20 protein-coding genes and 1 pseudogene are annotated in these 18380 nt (G+C 70.6%); 13 read left to right on the top strand and 8 right to left on the bottom strand.

All coding sequences use genetic code 11. The features are described from left to right. Nucleotides 1-156 precede the first annotated feature (156 nt). Complete coding sequence (locus tag OG510_RS27070; RefSeq protein ID WP_406140223.1) at nucleotides 157-1755, bottom strand: DHA2 family efflux MFS transporter permease subunit; 1599 nt, start codon at nucleotides 1753-1755, stop codon at nucleotides 157-159. 255 nt (nucleotides 1756-2010) lie between these two features. Here OG510_RS27070 and OG510_RS27065 point away from each other — a divergent pair, with 255 nt between their 5' ends. The 3 genes from OG510_RS27065 (at nucleotide 2011) to OG510_RS27055 (ending at nucleotide 4909) form a co-directional block, all read left to right on the top strand. Continuing rightward, nucleotides 2011-2685, top strand: a complete 675-nt coding sequence (locus tag OG510_RS27065) for a TetR/AcrR family transcriptional regulator (RefSeq protein ID WP_406142575.1) — start codon at nucleotides 2011-2013, stop codon at nucleotides 2683-2685. Nucleotides 2686-2770: 85 nt separating this feature from the next. Beyond that, nucleotides 2771-3958, top strand: coding sequence for an alpha/beta hydrolase (locus OG510_RS27060; protein WP_406140221.1), 1188 nt, complete (start codon nucleotides 2771-2773; stop codon nucleotides 3956-3958). A 99-nt stretch (nucleotides 3959-4057) separates the two neighbouring features. Beyond that, nucleotides 4058-4909, top strand: a complete 852-nt coding sequence (locus OG510_RS27055; protein WP_406140219.1) for a DUF4429 domain-containing protein — start codon at nucleotides 4058-4060, stop codon at nucleotides 4907-4909. Between the two features lie 74 nt (nucleotides 4910-4983). Here OG510_RS27055 and OG510_RS27050 read toward each other — a convergent pair whose 3' ends face one another. After that, nucleotides 4984-6003: an aldo/keto reductase gene (locus OG510_RS27050; RefSeq protein WP_406140217.1), complete on the bottom strand. Its 1020-nt coding sequence runs from the start codon at nucleotides 6001-6003 to the stop codon at nucleotides 4984-4986. 5 nt (nucleotides 6004-6008) lie between these two features. Continuing rightward, complete coding sequence (locus OG510_RS27045) at nucleotides 6009-6470, bottom strand: MerR family transcriptional regulator (RefSeq protein WP_406140215.1); 462 nt, start codon at nucleotides 6468-6470, stop codon at nucleotides 6009-6011. 114 nt (nucleotides 6471-6584) lie between these two features. Between OG510_RS27045 and OG510_RS27040 the strand changes: the two genes are divergently transcribed. Together OG510_RS27040 and OG510_RS27035 are read left to right on the top strand one after the other, a co-directional pair. After that, nucleotides 6585-7052 carry a GNAT family N-acetyltransferase gene (locus tag OG510_RS27040; RefSeq protein ID WP_406140213.1) on the top strand — a complete coding sequence of 156 codons (468 nt, stop codon included), beginning with the start codon at nucleotides 6585-6587 and terminating at the stop codon, nucleotides 7050-7052. Between the two features lie 15 nt (nucleotides 7053-7067). Then, complete coding sequence (locus OG510_RS27035; RefSeq protein WP_406140211.1) at nucleotides 7068-7883, top strand: serine hydrolase domain-containing protein; 816 nt, start codon at nucleotides 7068-7070, stop codon at nucleotides 7881-7883. On the opposite strand, the gene OG510_RS27030 is transcribed toward OG510_RS27035, so the two are convergent. Then, the gene (locus OG510_RS27030) at nucleotides 7849-8799 is read right to left on the bottom strand and encodes a carboxylesterase family protein (protein ID WP_406140209.1); all 951 of its coding nucleotides are present in this window, start codon (nucleotides 8797-8799) and stop codon (nucleotides 7849-7851) included. The genes OG510_RS27035 and OG510_RS27030 overlap by 35 nt on opposite strands. 28 nt (nucleotides 8800-8827) lie before the next feature. Between OG510_RS27030 and OG510_RS27025 the strand changes: the two are divergent. Together OG510_RS27025 and OG510_RS27020 are read left to right on the top strand one after the other, a co-directional pair. Then, nucleotides 8828-9079: pseudogene (locus tag OG510_RS27025) on the top strand (Scr1 family TA system antitoxin-like transcriptional regulator); the annotation flags it as partial. Next, nucleotides 9039-9305 (top strand): DUF397 domain-containing protein, encoded by a 267-nt coding sequence (locus OG510_RS27020; protein ID WP_406140207.1) that lies wholly within the window; start codon nucleotides 9039-9041, stop codon nucleotides 9303-9305. The pseudogene OG510_RS27025 and the gene OG510_RS27020, both read left to right, overlap by 41 nt. 7 nt (nucleotides 9306-9312) lie before the next feature. On the opposite strand, the gene OG510_RS27015 is transcribed toward OG510_RS27020, so the two are convergent. From OG510_RS27015 to OG510_RS27005, 3 genes are all read right to left on the bottom strand, one after another. After that, the gene (locus tag OG510_RS27015; protein ID WP_406140205.1) at nucleotides 9313-9900 is read right to left on the bottom strand and encodes a TetR/AcrR family transcriptional regulator; all 588 of its coding nucleotides are present in this window, start codon (nucleotides 9898-9900) and stop codon (nucleotides 9313-9315) included. Between the two features lie 33 nt (nucleotides 9901-9933). Continuing rightward, entirely contained in the window at nucleotides 9934-11205 is a 1272-nt protein-coding gene (locus OG510_RS27010) for an MFS transporter (RefSeq protein ID WP_406140203.1), read from the bottom strand. A gap of 116 nt (nucleotides 11206-11321) precedes the next feature. Beyond that, nucleotides 11322-11966, bottom strand: a complete 645-nt coding sequence (locus tag OG510_RS27005; protein WP_406140202.1) for an FMN-dependent NADH-azoreductase — start codon at nucleotides 11964-11966, stop codon at nucleotides 11322-11324. A gap of 191 nt (nucleotides 11967-12157) precedes the next feature. Between OG510_RS27005 and OG510_RS27000 the strand changes: the two genes are divergently transcribed. Beyond that, nucleotides 12158-12589: a winged helix-turn-helix transcriptional regulator gene (locus tag OG510_RS27000; protein WP_406140201.1), complete on the top strand. Its 432-nt coding sequence runs from the start codon at nucleotides 12158-12160 to the stop codon at nucleotides 12587-12589. A gap of 71 nt (nucleotides 12590-12660) precedes the next feature. Here the strand turns inward: OG510_RS27000 and OG510_RS26995 are convergent, their stop codons facing one another. Next, on the bottom strand, nucleotides 12661-13317 hold the full coding sequence (locus tag OG510_RS26995) for a pirin family protein (protein ID WP_406142573.1): 657 nt from the start codon (nucleotides 13315-13317) through the stop codon (nucleotides 12661-12663). Between the two features lie 62 nt (nucleotides 13318-13379). On the opposite strand from OG510_RS26995, the gene OG510_RS26990 reads away from it, so the two are divergent. From OG510_RS26990 to fabF, 5 genes are all read left to right on the top strand, one after another. Continuing rightward, nucleotides 13380-14579: a helix-turn-helix domain-containing protein gene (locus OG510_RS26990; protein ID WP_164260477.1), complete on the top strand. Its 1200-nt coding sequence runs from the start codon at nucleotides 13380-13382 to the stop codon at nucleotides 14577-14579. An 89-nt stretch (nucleotides 14580-14668) separates the two neighbouring features. Further along, nucleotides 14669-15607: an ACP S-malonyltransferase gene (locus OG510_RS26985; protein WP_406140199.1), complete on the top strand. Its 939-nt coding sequence runs from the start codon at nucleotides 14669-14671 to the stop codon at nucleotides 15605-15607. 15 nt (nucleotides 15608-15622) lie between these two features. Continuing rightward, on the top strand, nucleotides 15623-16627 hold the full coding sequence (locus OG510_RS26980) for a ketoacyl-ACP synthase III (protein ID WP_406140197.1): 1005 nt from the start codon (nucleotides 15623-15625) through the stop codon (nucleotides 16625-16627). Nucleotides 16628-16727: 100 nt separating this feature from the next. Further along, nucleotides 16728-16976 (top strand): acyl carrier protein, encoded by a 249-nt coding sequence (locus OG510_RS26975; protein WP_406140196.1) that lies wholly within the window; start codon nucleotides 16728-16730, stop codon nucleotides 16974-16976. Nucleotides 16977-17051: 75 nt separating this feature from the next. After that, nucleotides 17052-18314 (top strand): beta-ketoacyl-ACP synthase II, encoded by a 1263-nt coding sequence (fabF, locus tag OG510_RS26970; RefSeq protein WP_406140195.1) that lies wholly within the window; start codon nucleotides 17052-17054, stop codon nucleotides 18312-18314. Nucleotides 18315-18380: the final 66 nt, after the last annotated feature.

Below are 18380 nucleotides of genomic sequence, written 5' to 3'. Positions count from 1 at the left end.
TGGTGGTGCGTCGTACGTATGGATCTTCCGGACCGCAGCTTGGCCCGTGATCCCGTACCGCCGGAAGAGCGCACCGCCCGTACCACCCTGATAGGCGACAGCCCCGCCGGAAGGGTCCGGCGGGGCTGTGATGGGCGCGAAGTTGACGCCGGGGCGTCAGATGTGGGCGGCGCCCGAAGCCGCCTCCGGGTTGTCACCGCGCTTGGTGAGCAGGGCCACGAAGATGGCCACGACCGCGACACCGGTGGCGACCAGGCAGGCCAGCCCCATACCGGACATGAACGTGTCGTGCGCGACGCTCGTGATCTTCGCGGCGAGTCCAGCCGGCGCCTGCGGCGGCACCGGGGCCATACCGACCTGGACGGCCTGCGACGCCTGGTCCAGCTGACCGGGCCCGAACGGGGGAAGCTTGGCCGCCGCCCAGTTGTCCGGCAGGGCGCTGTCGACCTTGGAGGCCATGACCGCGCCGAGCACCGCCGTACCGAGGCTGCCGCCGATCTGCATGGCGGCCTGCTGGAGACCGCCGGCGACGCCGGAGAGCTCCATCGGGGCGTTGCCGACGATGACTTCGGTGGCGCCGACCATGACCGGGGCGAGCCCCAGGCCGAGCAGCGCGAACCAGATCGACATCGGGACGCTGCCGGTGTCCGTCTCCAGCGTGGACATGCCGTACATCGCGACGGCCGTGCAGAGCATGCCGCCGGCCAGCGGGATACGCGGGCCGAGCTTGGTGATCACCGCGCCCGCGAGCGGGGAGGCGACGATCATCATGCCGGTGAGCGGCAGCAGATGGAGTCCGGCGTCGACCGGGCTCATGCCGTGCACGTTCTGGAGGTAGAAGGTGACGAAGAAGAGGCCGCCCATGAAGGCGATGGCCATGAGCACCATCAGCACCACGCCCGCGGAGAGCGGCACGGAGCGGAAGAGCGCCATCGGGATGAGCGGCTCCCTGACCTTCGTCTCCCAGAACGCGAAGGCCGCGAAACAGACGACCGACACGGCCAGGAACATCCAGACCTTGCCGTCGCCCCAGCCCCACGCCGGGGCCTTGATGAGTGCCCAGACCAGACAGAACATGGCCGCCGAGAGCAGCAGGATGCCCAGGATGTCGAAGGACTTCGGGGCGTTCGCGGCGCGGTGGTCCTTGAGGATGAACGCGCCCACGACGAGCGCGATCACACCGACCGGCACATTGATGAAGAAGACCGACTGCCAGCTGACGTGCTGGACGAGCAGGCCGCCGATGATCGGGCCGCCGGCGGTGGAGGCGCCGATGACCATGCCCCAGAGGCCGATGGCCATGTTGAGCTTCTCGGCGGGGAAGGTGGCGCGCAGCAGGCCGAGCGCCGCGGGCATCAGCAGCGCGCCGAACAGGCCCTGGAGGACCCGGAAGGTCACGACCAGGCTGACGCTGTTGGAGAAGCCGATGGCGCCGGACGCGGCGGCGAAGCCGACCACGCCGATGAGGAAGGTCTGGCGGTGGCCGAAGCGGTCACCGAGCTTGCCCGCGGTGATCAGCGCCACCGCGAGGGCGAGGAAGTAGCCATTGGTGATCCACTGGATCTGGGCGAAGGTGGCCCCGAGATCCTTCTGGATGGCCGGGTTGGCGATCGCGACGATCGTGCCGTCGAGCGCGACCATCATCACGCCGATGGCCACGGAGAAGAGCGTCAGCCAAGGGTGGCCGCGGAGCCCCTTGGCCGGCGGTGCCGCGGCTTCCTGCGGCGCCGGGTCGACAGTGGTCTGACTAGTCATAAGAGTCAGATTAGTGTCAGCCTCTGACAGTTGACAAACCATTTCACAAGTCGGTAGCTGTCACGTAGCTCACAGGTAACCTGGAGAGACAAAGCGCCCGAAACGGGAAGCAGTTCAGGACCGGAACGGCCGAAGCCACGCCACGCCGCACGACCCCCAGCAATCCCCCGCACCCCCACAGCCCCACAGCCCCACAGCCCCACAGCCCCACAGCCCCACAAGCCCCCCACACCGAAAGAGGACCAGAACGTGACGATGGAGCAGACGGAGCCGTCGACGCCGGACGCGCCGACCGGACTGCGGGAGCGCAAGAAACAGCGCACCCGGGAGGCCCTGCTGCGCGTCGCGCTCGAACTCTTCACGACCAAGGGGTACGAGCAGACGACCATCGACGAGATCGCCGACGCCGTCGAGGTCTCCCAGCGCACCTTCTTCCGGTACTTCGCCAGCAAGGAGGAGGCCGCCTTCGCGGTGCACGACCTGGTGGAGTCGCACTTCTTCACGGCGCTTGAGGCGCGGCCCCCGCAGGAGAGGCCGTTCGACGCGATGCGCAACGCGGTGCTCGCCTCCTGGGACAGCATCAGCCTGACCATCGAGGACCTGGTCCCCGTCGATCTGTACATGCGGATCTGCCAGGTCATCGAGTCCTCCCCGGCCCTGCTCGCCATCCATCTGCGCCGCTCGGCCGAGCTGGAGGACCGGATCGCGCAGCTGATCGCCGACCGCGAGGGGCTGGACGTGGACACCGATCCGCGCCCGCGGGTGGCCGTCGCCGCGTTCGACGGCGTGATGCGGGCCACCGGCCGGATCTGGGGCAAGGGCGAGGATCTGAGCATCACGGCCATGCGGACGGTCGCCCTGACCCATCTCGACCAGATCGGGCCCGCACTGGCGGGGAACTGGCGTACGACCGGCGCACACAGAATGTAGTCATTCGGTTACATTCCCGCCGTGAAACGTGATGTGTCTCACTGACTTCGCAAGCGCCCTTCCCCGTCTCCTAGGGTGGCGGGCAGTGACTTCCTTCGACTCCTCCCCCACTCTCACCGTCTGGCGCACTCTTCTCGCGCTCGCGGTGGTGTTCGTCATGCTGGCCACGACCGGCTGGACCGCCGTACACCACCAGAGAACCGCCGGACCCCGCCAAGCCGCGCTGACCGCCTGGGGCCGGGGCTCCATCGCGGGTCACCATCTGCCGTCGGCCCACGCGTCGCCGCACCGGCTGGCGCACTTCTTCGCCTCGCTCACCGCGAGTGACCGGGCCCGGCTCGCCGACCGCTATCCGCTGGTGGTCGGCAATCTCAACGGTGCCCCGGTCGGCCTGCGGTACGACGCCAACAGGCAGGCGCTGAAGCAGGCCGCCGCGCAGGAACACGAACGGCTGACCGACCCCACGCTGAACAAGCTCGGCCAGCAGGACGCGCTGCAGACCTATGACCGTTACAACGCGCTGGCGCAGCGCGGCCGGCAGATCCTCGCCTTCGACCCGACCGGTACCGGCCGGGTCGCCGAGGTCATGGGTGATCTGCAGCAGGCCCGGCACATCTCCATCGTGGTGCCAGGCGTCGACACCAACCTGCTGACCTTCCAGAAGTCACAGAGCGCGTACTACACCGCGCCGGTCGGCATGGCGACGTCCCTGTACAGCGCCGAGCACACCGCTGCCCCCGGGTCGCGCACCGCCGTCATCGCCTGGGCCGACTACACCTCGCCCGTCGGTATCGGTGTGGACGCCGCGATCGGCAGGCTCGCCGCCGAGGGGGCGCTGCGGCTGCACGCGCTGGTGGACGCGCTGCCGGGCCGCGCGCCCGTCGCGCTGTTCTGCCACAGCTACGGCTCGGTGCTCTGCGGCGTGGCCGCCCGCAACCTCCCCTCCCGGGTCAGTGACATCGCGGTCGCCGGAAGCCCGGGGATGCGGGTCGAGAACGCCGCGCAGCTGGGCACGGACGCCCGGGTGTGGGCGATGCGGGACAGCAGCGACTGGATCCAGGACGTCCCGCATCTGGATGTCGCCGGACTCGGCCACGGCGCGGACCCCGTCTCGCCGTCGTTCGGCGCGCGCGTCGTATCGGCGGGCGCGGCGCAGGGTCACACCGGCTATTTCACGCCTGGCACCGAGAGTCTGCACAACTTCGCCGCGGTGGGCACCGGCGAGTTCGATTCGGTGACATGTGCGGCCGGCGGAGACGCCTGTCGCGGCTGATTCTGCGGTGACCTGTGAGGTTCACGCGCGTAGATGCCTGTTCATCGGGTCTCCCGCAGAGGGGCGACGTGCGGGCGCACGCCGCCTACGATGTGCCACATGGGTGATGTGCTGGCCGGAATTCAAGCCACCTGGGAGTTCGCGACCGACTCCGTGCTCATCCGCTTCGAACGGGGGATTCGCACGCCGAAGCTCTTCCAGGCGCTGCGTCAGCGGCGTATCCCCCACGAGGCGCTGGGGTCGGTGTCGGTGACCGAGGGCAGACGGGGGACGGTGGTGCTGCGTGCGGCGCCGCGCGCGGGGGCCGACCCGCTGATGGAGGCCGCGTCGGGGCAGCTGAAGGAGGGGTGCGATCCGTACCGGCTGGTGCTCCCGGCCGCGCAGCGGACGCTCGCGGAGTATTACGCGGACGAGCTGACGGCGCGTCTGGTGCCGGACGCGTCGGAGCCGGCCGAGCGGTTTCTGGTGGCGGCGCCCGAGGCGCCGCTCCACTTCAAGGCGTACGACGGCAAGGCGTCCTTCGACGGATCGCGGGTCTCGTTCAGATGGTCCTGGACGGGCGCTTCGTCGGCCAAGTGGAAGTCCGGTGACCAGAACTTCCCGGTGGCCGAGCTGACCGGTGTGGACTGGCGCTCCCCCGACACGTTCGACGGATATCTGCGGATGCTGCGGCAGGGCGGACCGGACGCGGCGCAGGCCGACCAGGATCCCGCGGCGGTCGTCTTCGGGCTCGGTTACGGGCCGGTCCACGAGTCGCTGCCGTTCGCCGCAGCGGTGCTGGGGGCGGCCCGCCACTCCAGGCCGGTGCCGGTGCCCGCCGTCGCGACCGGCCGGCGCGACCCGGCGGACATCGCGGAGCGGATACGGCACCTGGGCGAGCTGCACTCGTCGGGCCTGGTGACGGACGACGAGTTCACCGCGAAGAAGGCCGAACTGCTGGCGGAGCTTTAGTGGTTGTCCGGAAGGAACGGCGGAGGGGGCCCGCACCGCGCGGGCCCCCTCCGGTGTTCACGTCCCCCGTACGGCTACTCGCGGGCCGTCGACGTGGACGACATGTCCGGGTAGCGGTCGCCCTTGACCTCGCCCGCGATCGGTTCGAGAAGCGCCAGCTCGTCGCCGGTCAGTCGCAGCCGCGTGGCGCCGGTGTTCTCGATGAGGCGGGCGCGCTTACGGGTGCCGGGGATCGGCACGACCGCCCGCAGCCCGTGCACCTCGGCCCGCTGCTGCACCCAGGCGAGAGCCACCTGCGCGGCCGTCACACCGTGCGCCGCCGCGATCTTGTGGACCGGCTCAAGGAGCGCCGCGTTCGCCTTGGCGTTGTCGCCGGTGAAGCGGGGCTGGAACTTCCGGAAGTCGCTGCCGGCCAGGTCCTTGGACGCGTCCGCGAAGGACCCGGTGAGGAAACCGCGGCCGAGCGGCGAGTACGGCACGATGCCCACGCCGAGGTCGGCGGCAGCACCGACCAGACTGCGCTCCACGTCCCGGCTGAACAGCGACCACTCGGACTGCACGGCGGTGATCGGGTGCACGGCGTGTGCCTCGCGCAGCTCGGCACCGGTCACCTCGCTCAGCCCCAGGTACCTGACCTTGCCCGCGGTCACCAGCTCGCCCATCGCGCCGACGGACTCGGAGAACGGCACACCCGGGTCGCGCCGGTGCATGTAGTAGAGGTCGATGACGTCGACGTTCAGCCGGCGCAGGCTCGCCTCGACGGCCTGCCGGATGTACGGGGCGTCGTTGCGCACCCCCCGGTAGTGCTCGTCGTCGGCGCGCCGCTCGACGGAGAACTTGGTGGCCAGCATGATCTCGTCGCGGTGCGCTGCGACGAACGGCGCCAGGAAGGTCTCGTTGGCGCCCTGTCCGTAGATGTCCGCGGTGTCGATCAGTGTGACCCCGGCCTCGACGGTGGCCTCCAGGGTGTCCCTGGCCGCCGCCTCGTCGGTGTCCCCGTAGAACTCGCTGATGCCCATGGCACCGAAGCCCTGCACGCCGACCTCGGGGCCGTCCTGGCCGAGCCGCACCCTGTCGATCTTTTCGATGCTCATCAGGTTCAGTACCTCTCCGACGCCCGCCGGGCGTCCGCGTAAGAATCGATCTTGAAGTCGAGCACGGAGAGCGTGTCCTGGAGTTCCGCGATGCGCAGCCGCACTTCTCTGCGGGTCTCCTCCAGGAGTTCCTGGCGCTCTTCGAAGGTGGTCACGCCCTCGCGTACGAGTTCGGCGTAGCGGACCATTTTCGCCACCGGCATTCCCGTCAGCCGCAGCTTGCCGACGAGGGCGAGCCAGTCCAGGTCGCGGTTGGAGAAGCGGCGCTGCCCGGTGTGCGACCGGTCGACGTGCGGCATCAGCCCGATCCTCTCGTACCAGCGCAGAGTGTGCGCGCTGAGACCGGTGAATGCCACGACCTGGCTGATCGTGTACTGGTCCTGCCCGTCGGGGAGCCGCTCCGGGGCGGGCGGTGCCGCGCGGAGACCCCGGTGGTCCGCCACGGGCACGGTCTCGGTCACAGCCATGTGCTCCCAGCTCCTTCATCCTCGCGACAGACCCAACGCTAGATCCTTGGAGTGCACTCCAGGCAAGCGGAAACGGGGGGAACTTCACGGCGGGTTCCCGTAGCCTCGCCGACCATGAGCACAGCCCGCCGCGCGAACCCCGACGACGCCGCCGAACTCGTACGCCTGCGCAAGCTGATGCAGGACTCCCTGTCCGGCACACCGCACCCGGACAGCAGCTGGCAGCCGGCCGCCACCGACACGCTCCGCAGGAAACTGAAGGACCCCGACGCCGACCTGACCGCGTTCGTCGTCGACCGGCCGGACGGCGGTCTCGCCGCGTGCGTGGTCGGCACGGTCGAGTACCGGCTCGGCGGCCCCGGCAACCCGTACGGCACGAGCGGTTACGTCTTCAGCGTCGCGACCGACCCGGACATGCGCCGCCGAGGGTACTCGCGGGCCTGTATGGAGGCGCTGCTCGGCTGGTTCAGGGAGCGCGGGGTGAGCAGGGTCGACCTGCGCGCATCGGCCGACGGCGAGCCTCTTTACGCCTCCCTCGGGTTCGTGAGGACCCCCGATCCGGCGATGCGGCTGACGCTGTAGTTAGGCTCCTGTCCCATGAAGAGCCTGGCGATGACCGAGAACTGGCCGGTACCCGCGGTGGCCGCCGCCGTCGTACGAGCGGACGGCAGCGTCGCCGGTACGGTCGGCCCGGCCTCGCGGCGCTTCCCGCTCGCCTCGGTCACCAAGCCGCTCGCCGCGTACGCCGCGCTCCTGGCGTACGAGGAGGGCGCCGTCGAGCTGGACGAGCCCGCGGGTCCCCCCGGGGCCACGGTCCGCCATCTGCTCGCCCACACCAGCGGTCTCGCCTTCGACGAGAACCGGGTGATGGCGGCCCCCGGTGAGCGCCGGATCTACTCCAACGCGGGGTTCGAGGCGCTCGGCGACCACATCGCCGCGGCCACCGGCATCCCGTTCGCCGATTACCTCCGCGAGGGGGTGCTCGAACCGCTCGGTATGGCGGACACCTCGCTGGAGGGCTCCCCCGCGAAGGACGGCGTGTCCAGCGCCGACGACCTGGCGCGGTTCGCCGCCGAGCTGCAGGCGCCCCGGCTGCTCGACCCGCGTACCGTCGCCGAAGCCACCTCGGTGGTCCACCCCGGGCTCAAGGGCGTACTGCCCGGATACGGCCTCCAGAACCCGAACGACTGGGGTCTCGGCTTCGAGATCCGTTCCGCCAAGTCCCCGCACTGGACGGGCGCTTCGTCGTCACCGCGGACCTTCGGCCACTTCGGCCAGTCGGGGACGTTCCTCTGGGTCGACCCGGAGGCGGGGGCCGCCTGTGTGGCGCTGACCGACCGGGCCTTCGGGCCGTGGGCGGTCGACGCCTGGCCGCCGTTCACGGACGCGGTGCTGGCCGAACTCCGGTCCTGACGGTGATGGTCTGCCAGAAGCCACACTGGTGTTCCTGGGCGAGATCGACCGGTTCCGTCCTCCCCGGTTGCAGCGACTGCACATGCCGGCCGGTTCCGAATCGGGGCCAGGGCGCCGTGCCTGGGCCGTTCGGGTCGCCCGTGTAGGCGAACCGGGCCCAGTAGCGCACCATCGTGTCCGCGAGCCGGTGCTGAGCGGGGGTCGCGGGACCGGGAAGCTGCTCGTCGTCGAAGAGGTACTCCAGCTCGCTGCCGTGGAACGCCCCCGTGGGGAAGTTGGGTTTCTTGAGAGTGCTGAACCAGGGGGCTTTCTCGTCGTCGAACTCGTAGGCGTACGTGGGCACGTGACGGTCCAGGGCCTGGTCACGGCCGAGGGCCGTGCATCCCCAGGCCCAGTCGCCGACGACGGTGGACAGCGCCTCGCCGGGCGAGTGGAAGCGGCCGGCGGGGTAGCGGGCCAGGACGCGGGCCGCGTCGGCCGGGGTGAAGAGGGTCCGGATCTGCTGCCGGTAGTCGGCGTCGGTCGTCGTCCGGCCGGTCACGGCTTCGATGGCCGCCGTGAACAGGCGGTGTTCGTCCCGCGTGGTGCCCTGGATGACCGGGACCCGGCTGAAGTGGCCGGTGGCGAAAGCCCGTTCCGGGCTGACAGGCAGGACGCCGCCGCCGACCGACGGTCCTGACCCGAGTCCGTAGTCGGACCACTTGAGGAGTTCGCCCACGGGTACGGCGCGCAGGCAGGCCGCCGCCGTCCGCGGGTCGGAGCAGCCGGCCTTGGCCGCCAGGTCGAGCCCGTGCTGCTCGCGCTCCGCGCGCGGCAGCGGGAACCAGGTCGGCGGGCCCGGTGACCATTTACGTCCTGTGCACTGGGCGCTTTGCAGGATCGCCTTCTGGAAGAGGCCCGCCGACCCCGGGGCCACGAGGTGCGCGCAGACGCTGGTGCCGCCGGGTGAACACGCTAGCCTGGCTGGGTCGTTCACCGCCATGCGCTTCGATGACGACCCGGAAATCGTCTACACCGAGGACCTCATCTCCGGCCACATGACGGCCAGCCCCGAGACCATCCGGGAAGGCGCACTCCGTTACGCTCACCTGCAGGCTGCCGCTCTCTCCGTCGAGGACTCGGCGGCGCTGATCACCCGCGTGATGGAGGAGCGTTATGGAGACCGGTCGCGACCTGGAGAACGCGCGGTGGCGTAAGTCCAGCTACAGCGGAAACACCGGCGGCGAGTGCGTCGAGTGCACGGTGACCGACGGCGCGGTGTGGCGTACGTCGTCGTACAGCGGAACCAACGGCGGCGAGTGCGTCGAGGTGGCCGACGGCCTCCCCGGTACCGTGCCGGTCCGGGACAGCAAGAACCCCGCCGGACCCACGCTGTTCGTCCACGCCGCAGCCTGGCAGACATTCGTGGACGGGCTCCACTAGAGGACCGTCACCCCGGGGTGCCCGTCGCCGCCGTGATCAGGGCGGCGGCCGCCGCACGGGAGGTCGCGGCCACCGTGGAGTCGTCGTCCATCAGGGCGGAGACACCCGCGCCGTCGTAGAGGAACTGGAGCTGGTGGGCCAGGGCTTCGGGGTCGGCGGCGCCGGCCTCGGCGGCGAGCCGGGTGAAGAGTTCGCGCATCCAGCGGCGGAAGGTGTCCGCCGCCTCATGGACCAGCCCGCCGGGGCTGGCCTCGGAGCCGGCGCGGATGAAGGCGCAGCCGTGGAAGTCGGGCCGGTCGAACTGCCGCCCCTGGGACTCGAAGACCGCCAGCATCTGCTCGCGGGGCGTGTCGCGCTCCGCGACGGCCCGGGTGATCCGGTCGGCGGTGCCCGCGTGCCGGGTGTCGAGGTACGCCCGGACGAGCTGCTCCTTGCCGCCGAAGGTGTTGTAGAGCGACGCCTTGGCCACGCCCGCGTGCTCGATGACCCGGTCGATCCCGACGCTCTGCACGCCCTCGGCGTAGAACAGCTCGTTCGCGGCGGCGAGCAGGCGCTCACGCGCCGAAGGTTTCACGGTGCTCCGTACGCTCGCCATGACGGTCACTCCTTCAGACAGATCTGTCTACCATTATGCCCCGGGCAGGACCGCCGCCCCGTCCCGGCCGCCGCGCACCAGCCCGAGCAGCGCGAAGGCCGCGAGGACGATCACGGCGAGTCCGTACTCCTGCGCGGTGGCGGTCAGCCCGCCCGCGTGGACGACGAGGAACCCGGCGACCACGGCGGGTACCCCCATGCCCAGGTACGAGACGACGAAGAGCAGCGACAGCACCCCGGAACTCTCGTGCGGCCGGGCCAGCGGCATCACCGTACGGATACCGCCCTGGAACCCGCTGCCGAAGCCGACGCCCGCGATGGCGGAGCCGACGAAGAAGCCGGTGGCGGACGAGGCGCGGATCGAGACGAGGGTGAGGGCCACCCCGGCGATCAGCGCGAGTATGCCGGTGAGCATCACCGTCCGGGTCGTCGCCTTCCGCAGGAGCACCACCGAGACGGCGGCCACCCCGGCGAGCACGAACAGGCTCATCCCGCCGAGCACTTCGGAGCTGGAGCCGGTCAACTGCCGTGCGAGGGAAGGGCCGAGCGAACCGTAGAGCCCGGCCAGCGCCCAGACGGCGAACAGCACAGGCGCGGCCACCAGCATCGGGCGGCGTACGGCGCGCGGCAGCTTGATCTCGGGCGCCAGGCTGGCCAGCGCCCCCGGCTTGCGGGTCACCGTCTCCGCCATCAGCGCGACGGCGACGGCCTGGAGGGCGAAGACCGCCAGCAGTACGAGGTAGACCAGATGCGTGGGGGCGGGCAGGAACTGGACGACGAGGCCGGAGACCAGCGCGCCGGTCGCGGTGCCGATGCCCGGGACGACCGCGTTGGTGATCGTGCCGCGCGGCCGGTCGATGTCCATCATCCCCGCCCCGATCGCGCCGAGCGCGGCGCCGGTCGACAGCCCCTGGACGATCCGGGCGACCAGCAGCCCCGGCACGCCTTCGGCGGTGGCGAACACGACCATCGAGACGGCCTGCGCCGCGAGCGCGGCCAGCAGTACCGGCCGTCTGCCGACGTGGTCGGAGAGCTTGCCCATGGTGAGCAGTCCGAGCAGCACGGCGACCGCGTAGACGCCGAAGACCACGGTGGTGGTGATCGGGTCGAAGCCCCATTCGGCCTGGTAGACGGCGTAGAGCGGGGTGGGCGCGCTGGAGGCCGCCAGGAACGAGACGGTGATGGACGCGAGGACATACAGCGCCACGCCCGGCGGCAGCCGCCGGCCCCGCGCGGATTCGGATGCCGGGTGGGGCACCGGGTGGGACACCGGGCCGGACGCCGGGTCGACCGAAAGATTCGTCATGACCATTCCCGTCCGAAGTATGAGTAGACCTGTCTGTCTAGTCCCAGTCATATTAGACAGACAGGTCTACTCGGTCAAACGGCGGTCGAACGACGGTCGAACGACGGAGCGCGGCCTCAGGCGGCCCGCGCCGCGCCGAAGGCCGTGGCGAGCGCGCGGGCCTTGTCGTGGGCGGCCGTGATGGACGCCTCGTGCAGGGGAAGGAGCGGAGCCATGGCAGGAGCCACCGGGGCCATGGTCAGCTCGGGTATCACGGTGGTGACGTCCAGGCCGAGGAGATTGTCGTGACCCAGGACGGCCTCCAGGGTGGGCACCACATGGTCGAGGCCCTCGTTGGGGGTGCCGGGGCCGTAGCCACCGCCCCGGGCGGAGATCAGTACGGCCGGACGGCCCGCGACCGGGGAGGGACCGCCGAAGATCAGGGTGCGGTCCGTGACGATGATCTGGTCCAGCCACGCCTTGAACACCGACGGCATCGAGAGGTTGTACATCGGCACCGTGAACAGATACGCGCCGGCGCCCAGCAACTCCTCGATCAGCTCGTCCTGGAGCGCGGCCGCCTTCGCCTGCTCGGGACTGTGCCGGTCCGGGTCGGTGATGCGGGCCGTGACGCCCGCGGCGGTCAGGTGCGGCACCGGCGAGGCGGCGAGGTCGCGGTGGACGACCGGGCCCTGCCACCGGTCACGGAAGGACTGAGCGACCTGACGGGAGACGGACGCCTCGCCGAGCGAGGACGAGTCGATGTGCAGCAGGTACGACATGGCTGTGCCTTTCACGGAGACGGGGGCGAGAGAGCGACCGGGCGGGTTTCGTCCCAGGCGGTGCGCAGCAGGTCGAGCAGGGTGCCGCTGTCCTGCCCTGACCTCCAATTCCTCTCATTTGTTCGTAGCGCCATGATGCGTCAGTATGGAAGCCGGTACAAAAGGCACACGGGTGTGCGCGACGGAGAGGAATGGGCGCCATGCAGGACAGCGCTGGTACGGAGACGGCGACCGCGACGGCGGCCGCGATCGGGCCGTGCGCGGGCATCCCCGCCGACCGCATGGACTTCATCCGGCAGGTACTCGACCGGGTCGGCGACAAGTGGAGCATGCTGGTCATCGGCGTCCTGCAGTCCGGCCCGTTGCGTTACACCGACCTCCAGCGCCAGATCCCGGGCATCTCGCAGCGCATGCTCACCCGCACACTGCGCCAGCTCCAGGAGGACGGCCTGATCACGCGCACCGCCTACGCCGAGGTGCCGCCGCGTGTGGAGTACGCCCTCGCCCCGCTCAGCCACGGCCTGAACGAACTCGTCGTGCGGCTGATCGGCTGGGCCGCCGAGCACCACGACGAGATCCGCGCCAACCGCGCCCAGGCCGGCAGCGCCTCACCCCGGTCCTGAACCGCGGCGCCCGCGCCCGGGGCGTGTCGTCAAAGCGTCGCCCGCCGCCCCCTCCGCCGGGGCCGCCCGCCTCAGGCCGTCTCCAGCTCCCAGAGCAGCACCTCGGCCGCCGTGTCCGCCACCAGGTCGAGCCCCTGCACCCCGCTGATCCTGACCGAGTCGCCCGGGGCCAACTCCGTATCGCCCAGCCGGACTTCACCCCGTACGACATGCAGGTACACCCCCGGCACGTCCGGCACCGCCACCCGCTCGCCGGGGGACGGCCTGCGGACCGAGAGCAGGGCGCCCGCCGCGGGGACCGCGTAGGGCGTGGCGTCCGCGATGCCGCGCACGGTCTCGTACGCGGGCTCGCCGCCCGGCTCCAGAGGGGCCAGCCACATCTGGACGAAGACCAGTGGCTCCGGGCCCTCGTTGCGCTCCTCGTGGCGCACCCCGCCGGCCGACGAGAGGTGCTGGACGTCACCGGCCCTTACGACCGTGGCACCGCCCGTCGAGTCGCGGTGGGTGAGTTCGCCCTCGACCACCCAGGTGATGATCTCGGTGTGGCTGTGCGGGTGTTCGTCGAAACCCGCACCCGGCGCGAGCCGCTCTTCGTTGCAGGCCAGGACCGGCCCGAAACGCAGGTTGTCCGGGTCGTAGAACGAGCCGAACGAGAAGGCGTGGCGGGAATCGATACCGGCCGCGAGGTCGCCTCCGCGGTAGCGCTCGCCGGAGCGCCGTACATCCATCACGCCGCCCACCGTAGCCCCGCCACGCCATGCCCGGGTCCCGATAAGGCAGTCTTGTCCACGTGCCCCGACCCGATTCCGCGCAGCCCGGACCCCCTCCCGCACATCCGCACGCCGCGACGCTGAAGCGGCTGGAGCAGTCATCCGGCCGGCTCTCGGCGAACGCCATTGCCCGGATGGACGAGACCCTGCCGTGGTACCGGGCCATGCCACCGGAGAACCGTTCCTGGATCGGCCTGGTCGCGCAGGCCGGTATCGCCGCCTTCACCGAGTGGTTCCGGCACCCGGAGGCGCCCCAGGCGATCTCCACCGATGTCTTCGGCACCGCCCCGCGCGAGCTGACCCGGGCCATCACCCTGCGGCAGACCGTCGAGATGGTGCGCACCACGATCGAGGTCATGGAGACCGCGATCGAGGAAGTCGCCGCCCCGGGCGACGAGTCGATCCTCCGTGAGGCGCTGCTGGTCTACGCACGGGAGATCGCCTTCGCGACCGCCCAGGTGTACGCGCAGGCCGCCGAGGCCCGCGGGGCCTGGGACGCCCGGCTGGAGTCGCTGGTCGTCAACGCCGTGCTGTCCGGCGAGGCCGACGAGGGCGCGGTGTCCCGCGCGGCCGCCCTCGGCTGGAACTCGCCCGACCATGTCTGTGTGATCCTCGGCACCGCGCCCGAGGGCGACAGTGAACTGACCGTCGAGGCGATCCGCCGCGCCGCGCGGCACGCCAAGGTCCAGGTGCTGACCGGGGTGCTCGGCAACCGTCTCGTCGTCATCGCGGGCGGCAACGACAATCCGCTCCAGGTCGCCAAGGCCCTCATCGGCCCGTACGCGGCGGGCCCCGTGGTCGCCGGGCCGATCGTGCCCGACCTGCTCGCGGCCACCCGCTCCGCGCAGGCGGCGGCCGCCGGGCTCAAGGCCGGGTACGCCTGGCAGGACGCGCCGCGCCCGGTGCTCGCCGACGATCTGCTGCCGGAGCGCGCCATCGCTTCGGACCCCGCGGCGCGTGAGCAGTTGGTGGAGGAGATCTACAGACCTCTGGAGCAGGCGGGGTCGGCCCTCCTGGAAACGCTGAGTGTCTATCTGGAGCAGGCGAGCAGTCTGGAGGGCGCGGCCCGGATGCTCTTCGTACATCCCAACACCGTTCGCTACCGGCTCCGACGTGTGACCGACGTCACCGGCTGGTCACCCTCCGATGTGCGCTCCGCATTCACTCTGCGCATCGCCCTGATCCTGGGGCGCCTGGCCGACGGGGATACGCAGCTCTAGACTTTTGTCGGACACCAACAATTACCCCACCGGTTCTTCGTCCCTGTCCCCACGGGCCTTCGGAACCGTCCACAAGAGAGAGTGTGAGGGTGCTCGTACTCGTCGCTCCCGGCCAAGGCGCTCAGACGCCCGGCTTCCTGACTCCCTGGCTCGAACTCCCCGGTGCCGCCGACCGTATTGCCGCGTGGTCGGACGCCATCGGGCTCGACCTCGCCCACTACGGCACCAAGGCCGACGCGGACGCCATCCGTGACACAGCGGTGGCCCAGCCGCTGCTGGTCGCGGCCGGTCTGCTGTCCGCTTCCGCGCTGGGCGACTTCGTGCCCGGCGCCGTCGCGGGACACAGCGTCGGCGAGATCACGGCCGCGGCTTTCGCGGGCGTCATCGACGAAGCGGCGGCGCTCGGTTTCGTACGGACCCGCGGACTGGCCATGGCCGAGGCCGCGGCCGTCACGGAGACCGGGATGGCCGCGCTCCTCGGCGGTGACCCCGAGACCGTGCTCCCGCATCTGGAGAAGCTCGGGCTGACCCCGGCGAACGTGAACGGCGCAGGCCAGATCGTCGCCGCGGGCACCGCCGAACAGATCGCGGCGCTCGTCGACGACAAGCCCGAGGGGGTGCGCAGGGTCATGCCGCTCAAGGTGGCGGGCGCCTTCCACACGCACCACATGGCTCCGGCGGTCGCCGGACTCGGCAGGGCCGCCCAGGACCTGACCGTCGCCGACCCGGCCGTCCCGTACCTCTCGAACGCCGACGGCGAACTCGTCACGACCGGCGCCGATGTCATCGCCCGGCTGGTCAACCAGGTCTCGAACCCGGTCCGCTGGGATCTGTGCATGGAGACCGCCCAGAAGCTGGGCGCGACCGCGCTCATCGAGGTCTGCCCCGGCGGCACCCTGGTGGGCATCGCCAAGCGCGCCATGCCCGGCGTACGGACGCTGGCGCTCAAGACACCCGACGACCTCGACGCGGCCCGCGCCCTCATCGCCGAGAACCGATCACCTGCCGCTGACGCGGCGGGGGCCTAAGGAGCCCGAGAGAGCATGGCGAAGATCAAGCCCAGCCAGGGCGCCCCGTACGCACGGATCATGGGGGTCGGCGGCTACCGCCCGACCCGGGTCGTGCCCAACGAGGTCATCCTGGAGACGATCGACTCGTCCGACGAGTGGATCCGCTCCCGGTCCGGCATCGCGACCCGCCACTGGGCCTCCGACGAGGAGACCGTGTCCGCGATGTCCGTCGAGGCGGCCGGCAAGGCCATCGCGGACGCCGGGATCCCCGCCGACCGGATCGGCGGAGTGATCGTGTCGACGGTCTCGCACTTCGCGCAGACCCCGGCCATCGCGACCGACATCGCCTACAAGCTCGGCACCGACAAGGCGCCCGCCTTCGACATCTCCGCGGGCTGCGCCGGCTTCGGGTACGGTCTGACGCTCGCCAAGGGCATGATCGTCGAGGGTTCCGCCGAGTACGTGGTCGTCATCGGCGTCGAGCGGCTCAGCGACCTCACCGACCTGGAGGACCGCGCGACGGCCTTCCTCTTCGGGGACGGCGCGGGCGCGGTCGTGGTCGGTCCTTCCCAGGAGCCGCACATAGGCCCCACGGTGTGGGGCTCGGAGGGCGACAAGTCCGAGACGATCAAGCAGACCGTGCCGTGGTCGGACTACCGCGACGGCAAGGGCCGCGAGAAGTTCCCCGCGATCACGCAGGAGGGCCAGGCGGTCTTCCGCTGGGCCGTGTTCGAGATGGCGAAGGTCGCTCAGCAGGCCCTGGACGCGGCCGGTATCGCCGCGGCCGACCTGGACGTCTTCATCCCGCACCAGGCCAACATGCGGATCATCGACTCGATGGTGAAGACCCTCAAACTGCCGGACCACGTCACGGTCGCCCGTGACGTCGAGACCACCGGCAACACCTCGGCTGCCTCGATTCCGCTTGCGATGGAGCGGCTCCTGGCGACCGGTCAGGCGAAAAGCGGCGACACCGCACTGGTCATCGGCTTCGGGGCGGGTCTCGTCTACGCCGCGACTGTCGTTACCCTCCCCTAGGGCATTCCGGAGGAATCCGGTTCGCCGTTCGGACACCCCGAGGTTCGAACACCCCGAGCAGTCCCCGACACACACCGCTACACATCGAAGGAGCGCCGTCATGGCCGCCACTCAGGAACAGATCATCGAGGGTCTCGCCGAGATCGTCAACGAGATCGCCGGCATCCCGGTCGAGGACGTCCAGCTGGACAAGTCCTTCACCGACGACCTGGACGTCGACTCGCTGTCCATGGTCGAGGTCGTCGTCGCCGCCGAAGAGCGCTTCGACGTCAAGATCCCCGACGACGACGTCAAGAACCTCAAGACCGTCGGCGACGCTGCCGACTACATCGTGAAGCACCAGGCCTGACCCAGGCCCGCGGCTGACGCCACCCGGCGGTGGCGCCGTGATTCAGATCCCTCTACACGTGGAGAAGAAATTCCAGTGAGCTCGACCAATCGCACCGTGGTCGTCACCGGTATCGGCGCAACCACACCGCTGGGTGGCGACAGCGCATCGACCTGGGACGGACTGCTCGCAGGCCGTTCCGGTGTCAAGCCGCTCACCGACGAGCGCTTCGCCGAGCTGCCGGTCCGCATCGCCGCCCCGGTGGCTGTCGACCCGAGCGAGGTCCTGGCGCGCCCCCTCGCCCGCAAACTGGACCGTTCGGCCCAGTTCGCGGTGATCGCCGCCCGTGAGGCTTGGGCCGACGCGGGCTTCACCGCGAAGGCGGGTGAGGACGACGCCGTCCGCCCCGAGCGCCTCGGCGCGGTCGTCGCCTCCGGCATCGGTGGCATCACCACCCTGCTCGACCAGTACGACGTGCTCAAGGAGAAGGGCGTACGCCGCGTCTCCCCGCACACCGTCCCCATGCTCATGCCGAACGGCCCGTCCGCCAACGTCGGGCTCGAACTCGGCGCGCAGGCAGGCGTTCACGCGCTGGTCAGCGCGTGCGCGTCCGGCGCCGAAGCGGTCGGCTACGCGGCCGAGATGATCCGCTCCGGCCGTGCCGACGTCGTCGTCGCCGGTGGCACCGAGGCGACCATCCACCCGCTGCCCATCGCGGCCTTCGCCAACATGATGGCGATGTCGAAGAACAACGAGGACCCCGAGGGGGCCTCCCGCCCGTACGACAAGGGCCGCGACGGCTTCGTACTCGGCGAGGGCGCCGGCATCGTGGTCCTGGAGTCCGCCGAGCACGCCGCCGCACGCGGCGCCAAGGTCTACTGCGAACTGGTGGGCCAGGGCCTGTCGTCGGACGCCCACCACATCGCGCAGCCGGAGCCGACCGGCCGCGGTATCGCCGCGGCGTTGCGGCACATGCTGGAGACCACGGACCTGAAGCCGTCCGAGGTCGTGCACGTCAACGCGCACGCCACGTCGACCCCGCAGGGTGACGTCGCCGAGATCAAGGCGCTCCGTCAGGTCCTGGGCGACGACCTCGACCATGTCGCCATCTCCGCGACGAAGTCGATGACCGGGCATCTGCTCGGCGGCGCGGGCGGTATCGAGACCGTCGCCACGGTGCTGGCGCTGCACCACCGCACGGCTCCCCCGACCATCAACATCGTCGACCTCGACGAGGAGGTCGACGCGGACATCGTGCGGGACAAGCCGCGCACGCTGCCGCAGGGGCCGATCTCCGCGGTCAACAACTCGTTCGGATTCGGCGGTCACAACGTGATGCTGGCGTTCCGTACGGTCTGACCGCACACGCCGGTCGCGCAGCTCAGCACAACAGAGCGCAGCACAGCACGACACGCGCGGGCCCGC

This window comes from Streptomyces sp. NBC_01089, assembly GCF_045162975.1.
Classification (GTDB): Bacteria; Actinomycetota; Actinomycetes; order Streptomycetales; family Streptomycetaceae; genus Streptomyces.
Note: the sequence above shows the minus strand (reverse complement) of the source record. Positions and strands in the feature narration are given on the sequence as shown.

What these genes read in the sequence shown, in the direction of transcription:
- OG510_RS27010 (WP_406140203.1), bottom strand. Translation starts at nt 11,205, where the DNA reads ATGACGAATCTTTCGGTCGACCCGGCGTCCGGCCCGGTGTCCCACCCG.
- OG510_RS26975 (WP_406140196.1), top strand. Translation starts at nt 16,728, where the DNA reads ATGGCCGCCACTCAGGAACAGATCATCGAGGGTCTCGCCGAGATCGTC.
- OG510_RS27050 (WP_406140217.1), bottom strand. Translation starts at nt 6,003, where the DNA reads ATGAGCATCGAAAAGATCGACAGGGTGCGGCTCGGCCAGGACGGCCCC.
- OG510_RS27055 (WP_406140219.1), top strand. Translation starts at nt 4,058, where the DNA reads ATGGGTGATGTGCTGGCCGGAATTCAAGCCACCTGGGAGTTCGCGACC.
- OG510_RS27045 (WP_406140215.1), bottom strand. Translation starts at nt 6,470, where the DNA reads ATGGCTGTGACCGAGACCGTGCCCGTGGCGGACCACCGGGGTCTCCGC.
- OG510_RS27065 (WP_406142575.1), top strand. Translation starts at nt 2,011, where the DNA reads ATGGAGCAGACGGAGCCGTCGACGCCGGACGCGCCGACCGGACTGCGG.
- OG510_RS27015 (WP_406140205.1), bottom strand. Translation starts at nt 9,900, where the DNA reads ATGGCGAGCGTACGGAGCACCGTGAAACCTTCGGCGCGTGAGCGCCTG.
- OG510_RS26980 (WP_406140197.1), top strand. Translation starts at nt 15,623, where the DNA reads ATGGCGAAGATCAAGCCCAGCCAGGGCGCCCCGTACGCACGGATCATG.
- OG510_RS27040 (WP_406140213.1), top strand. Translation starts at nt 6,585, where the DNA reads ATGAGCACAGCCCGCCGCGCGAACCCCGACGACGCCGCCGAACTCGTA.
- OG510_RS26995 (WP_406142573.1), bottom strand. Translation starts at nt 13,317, where the DNA reads ATGGATGTACGGCGCTCCGGCGAGCGCTACCGCGGAGGCGACCTCGCG.
- OG510_RS27005 (WP_406140202.1), bottom strand. Translation starts at nt 11,966, where the DNA reads ATGTCGTACCTGCTGCACATCGACTCGTCCTCGCTCGGCGAGGCGTCC.
- OG510_RS27070 (WP_406140223.1), bottom strand. Translation starts at nt 1,755, where the DNA reads ATGACTAGTCAGACCACTGTCGACCCGGCGCCGCAGGAAGCCGCGGCA.
- OG510_RS27020 (WP_406140207.1), top strand. Translation starts at nt 9,039, where the DNA reads ATGGAGACCGGTCGCGACCTGGAGAACGCGCGGTGGCGTAAGTCCAGC.
- OG510_RS27000 (WP_406140201.1), top strand. Translation starts at nt 12,158, where the DNA reads ATGGGCGCCATGCAGGACAGCGCTGGTACGGAGACGGCGACCGCGACG.
- OG510_RS27035 (WP_406140211.1), top strand. Translation starts at nt 7,068, where the DNA reads ATGAAGAGCCTGGCGATGACCGAGAACTGGCCGGTACCCGCGGTGGCC.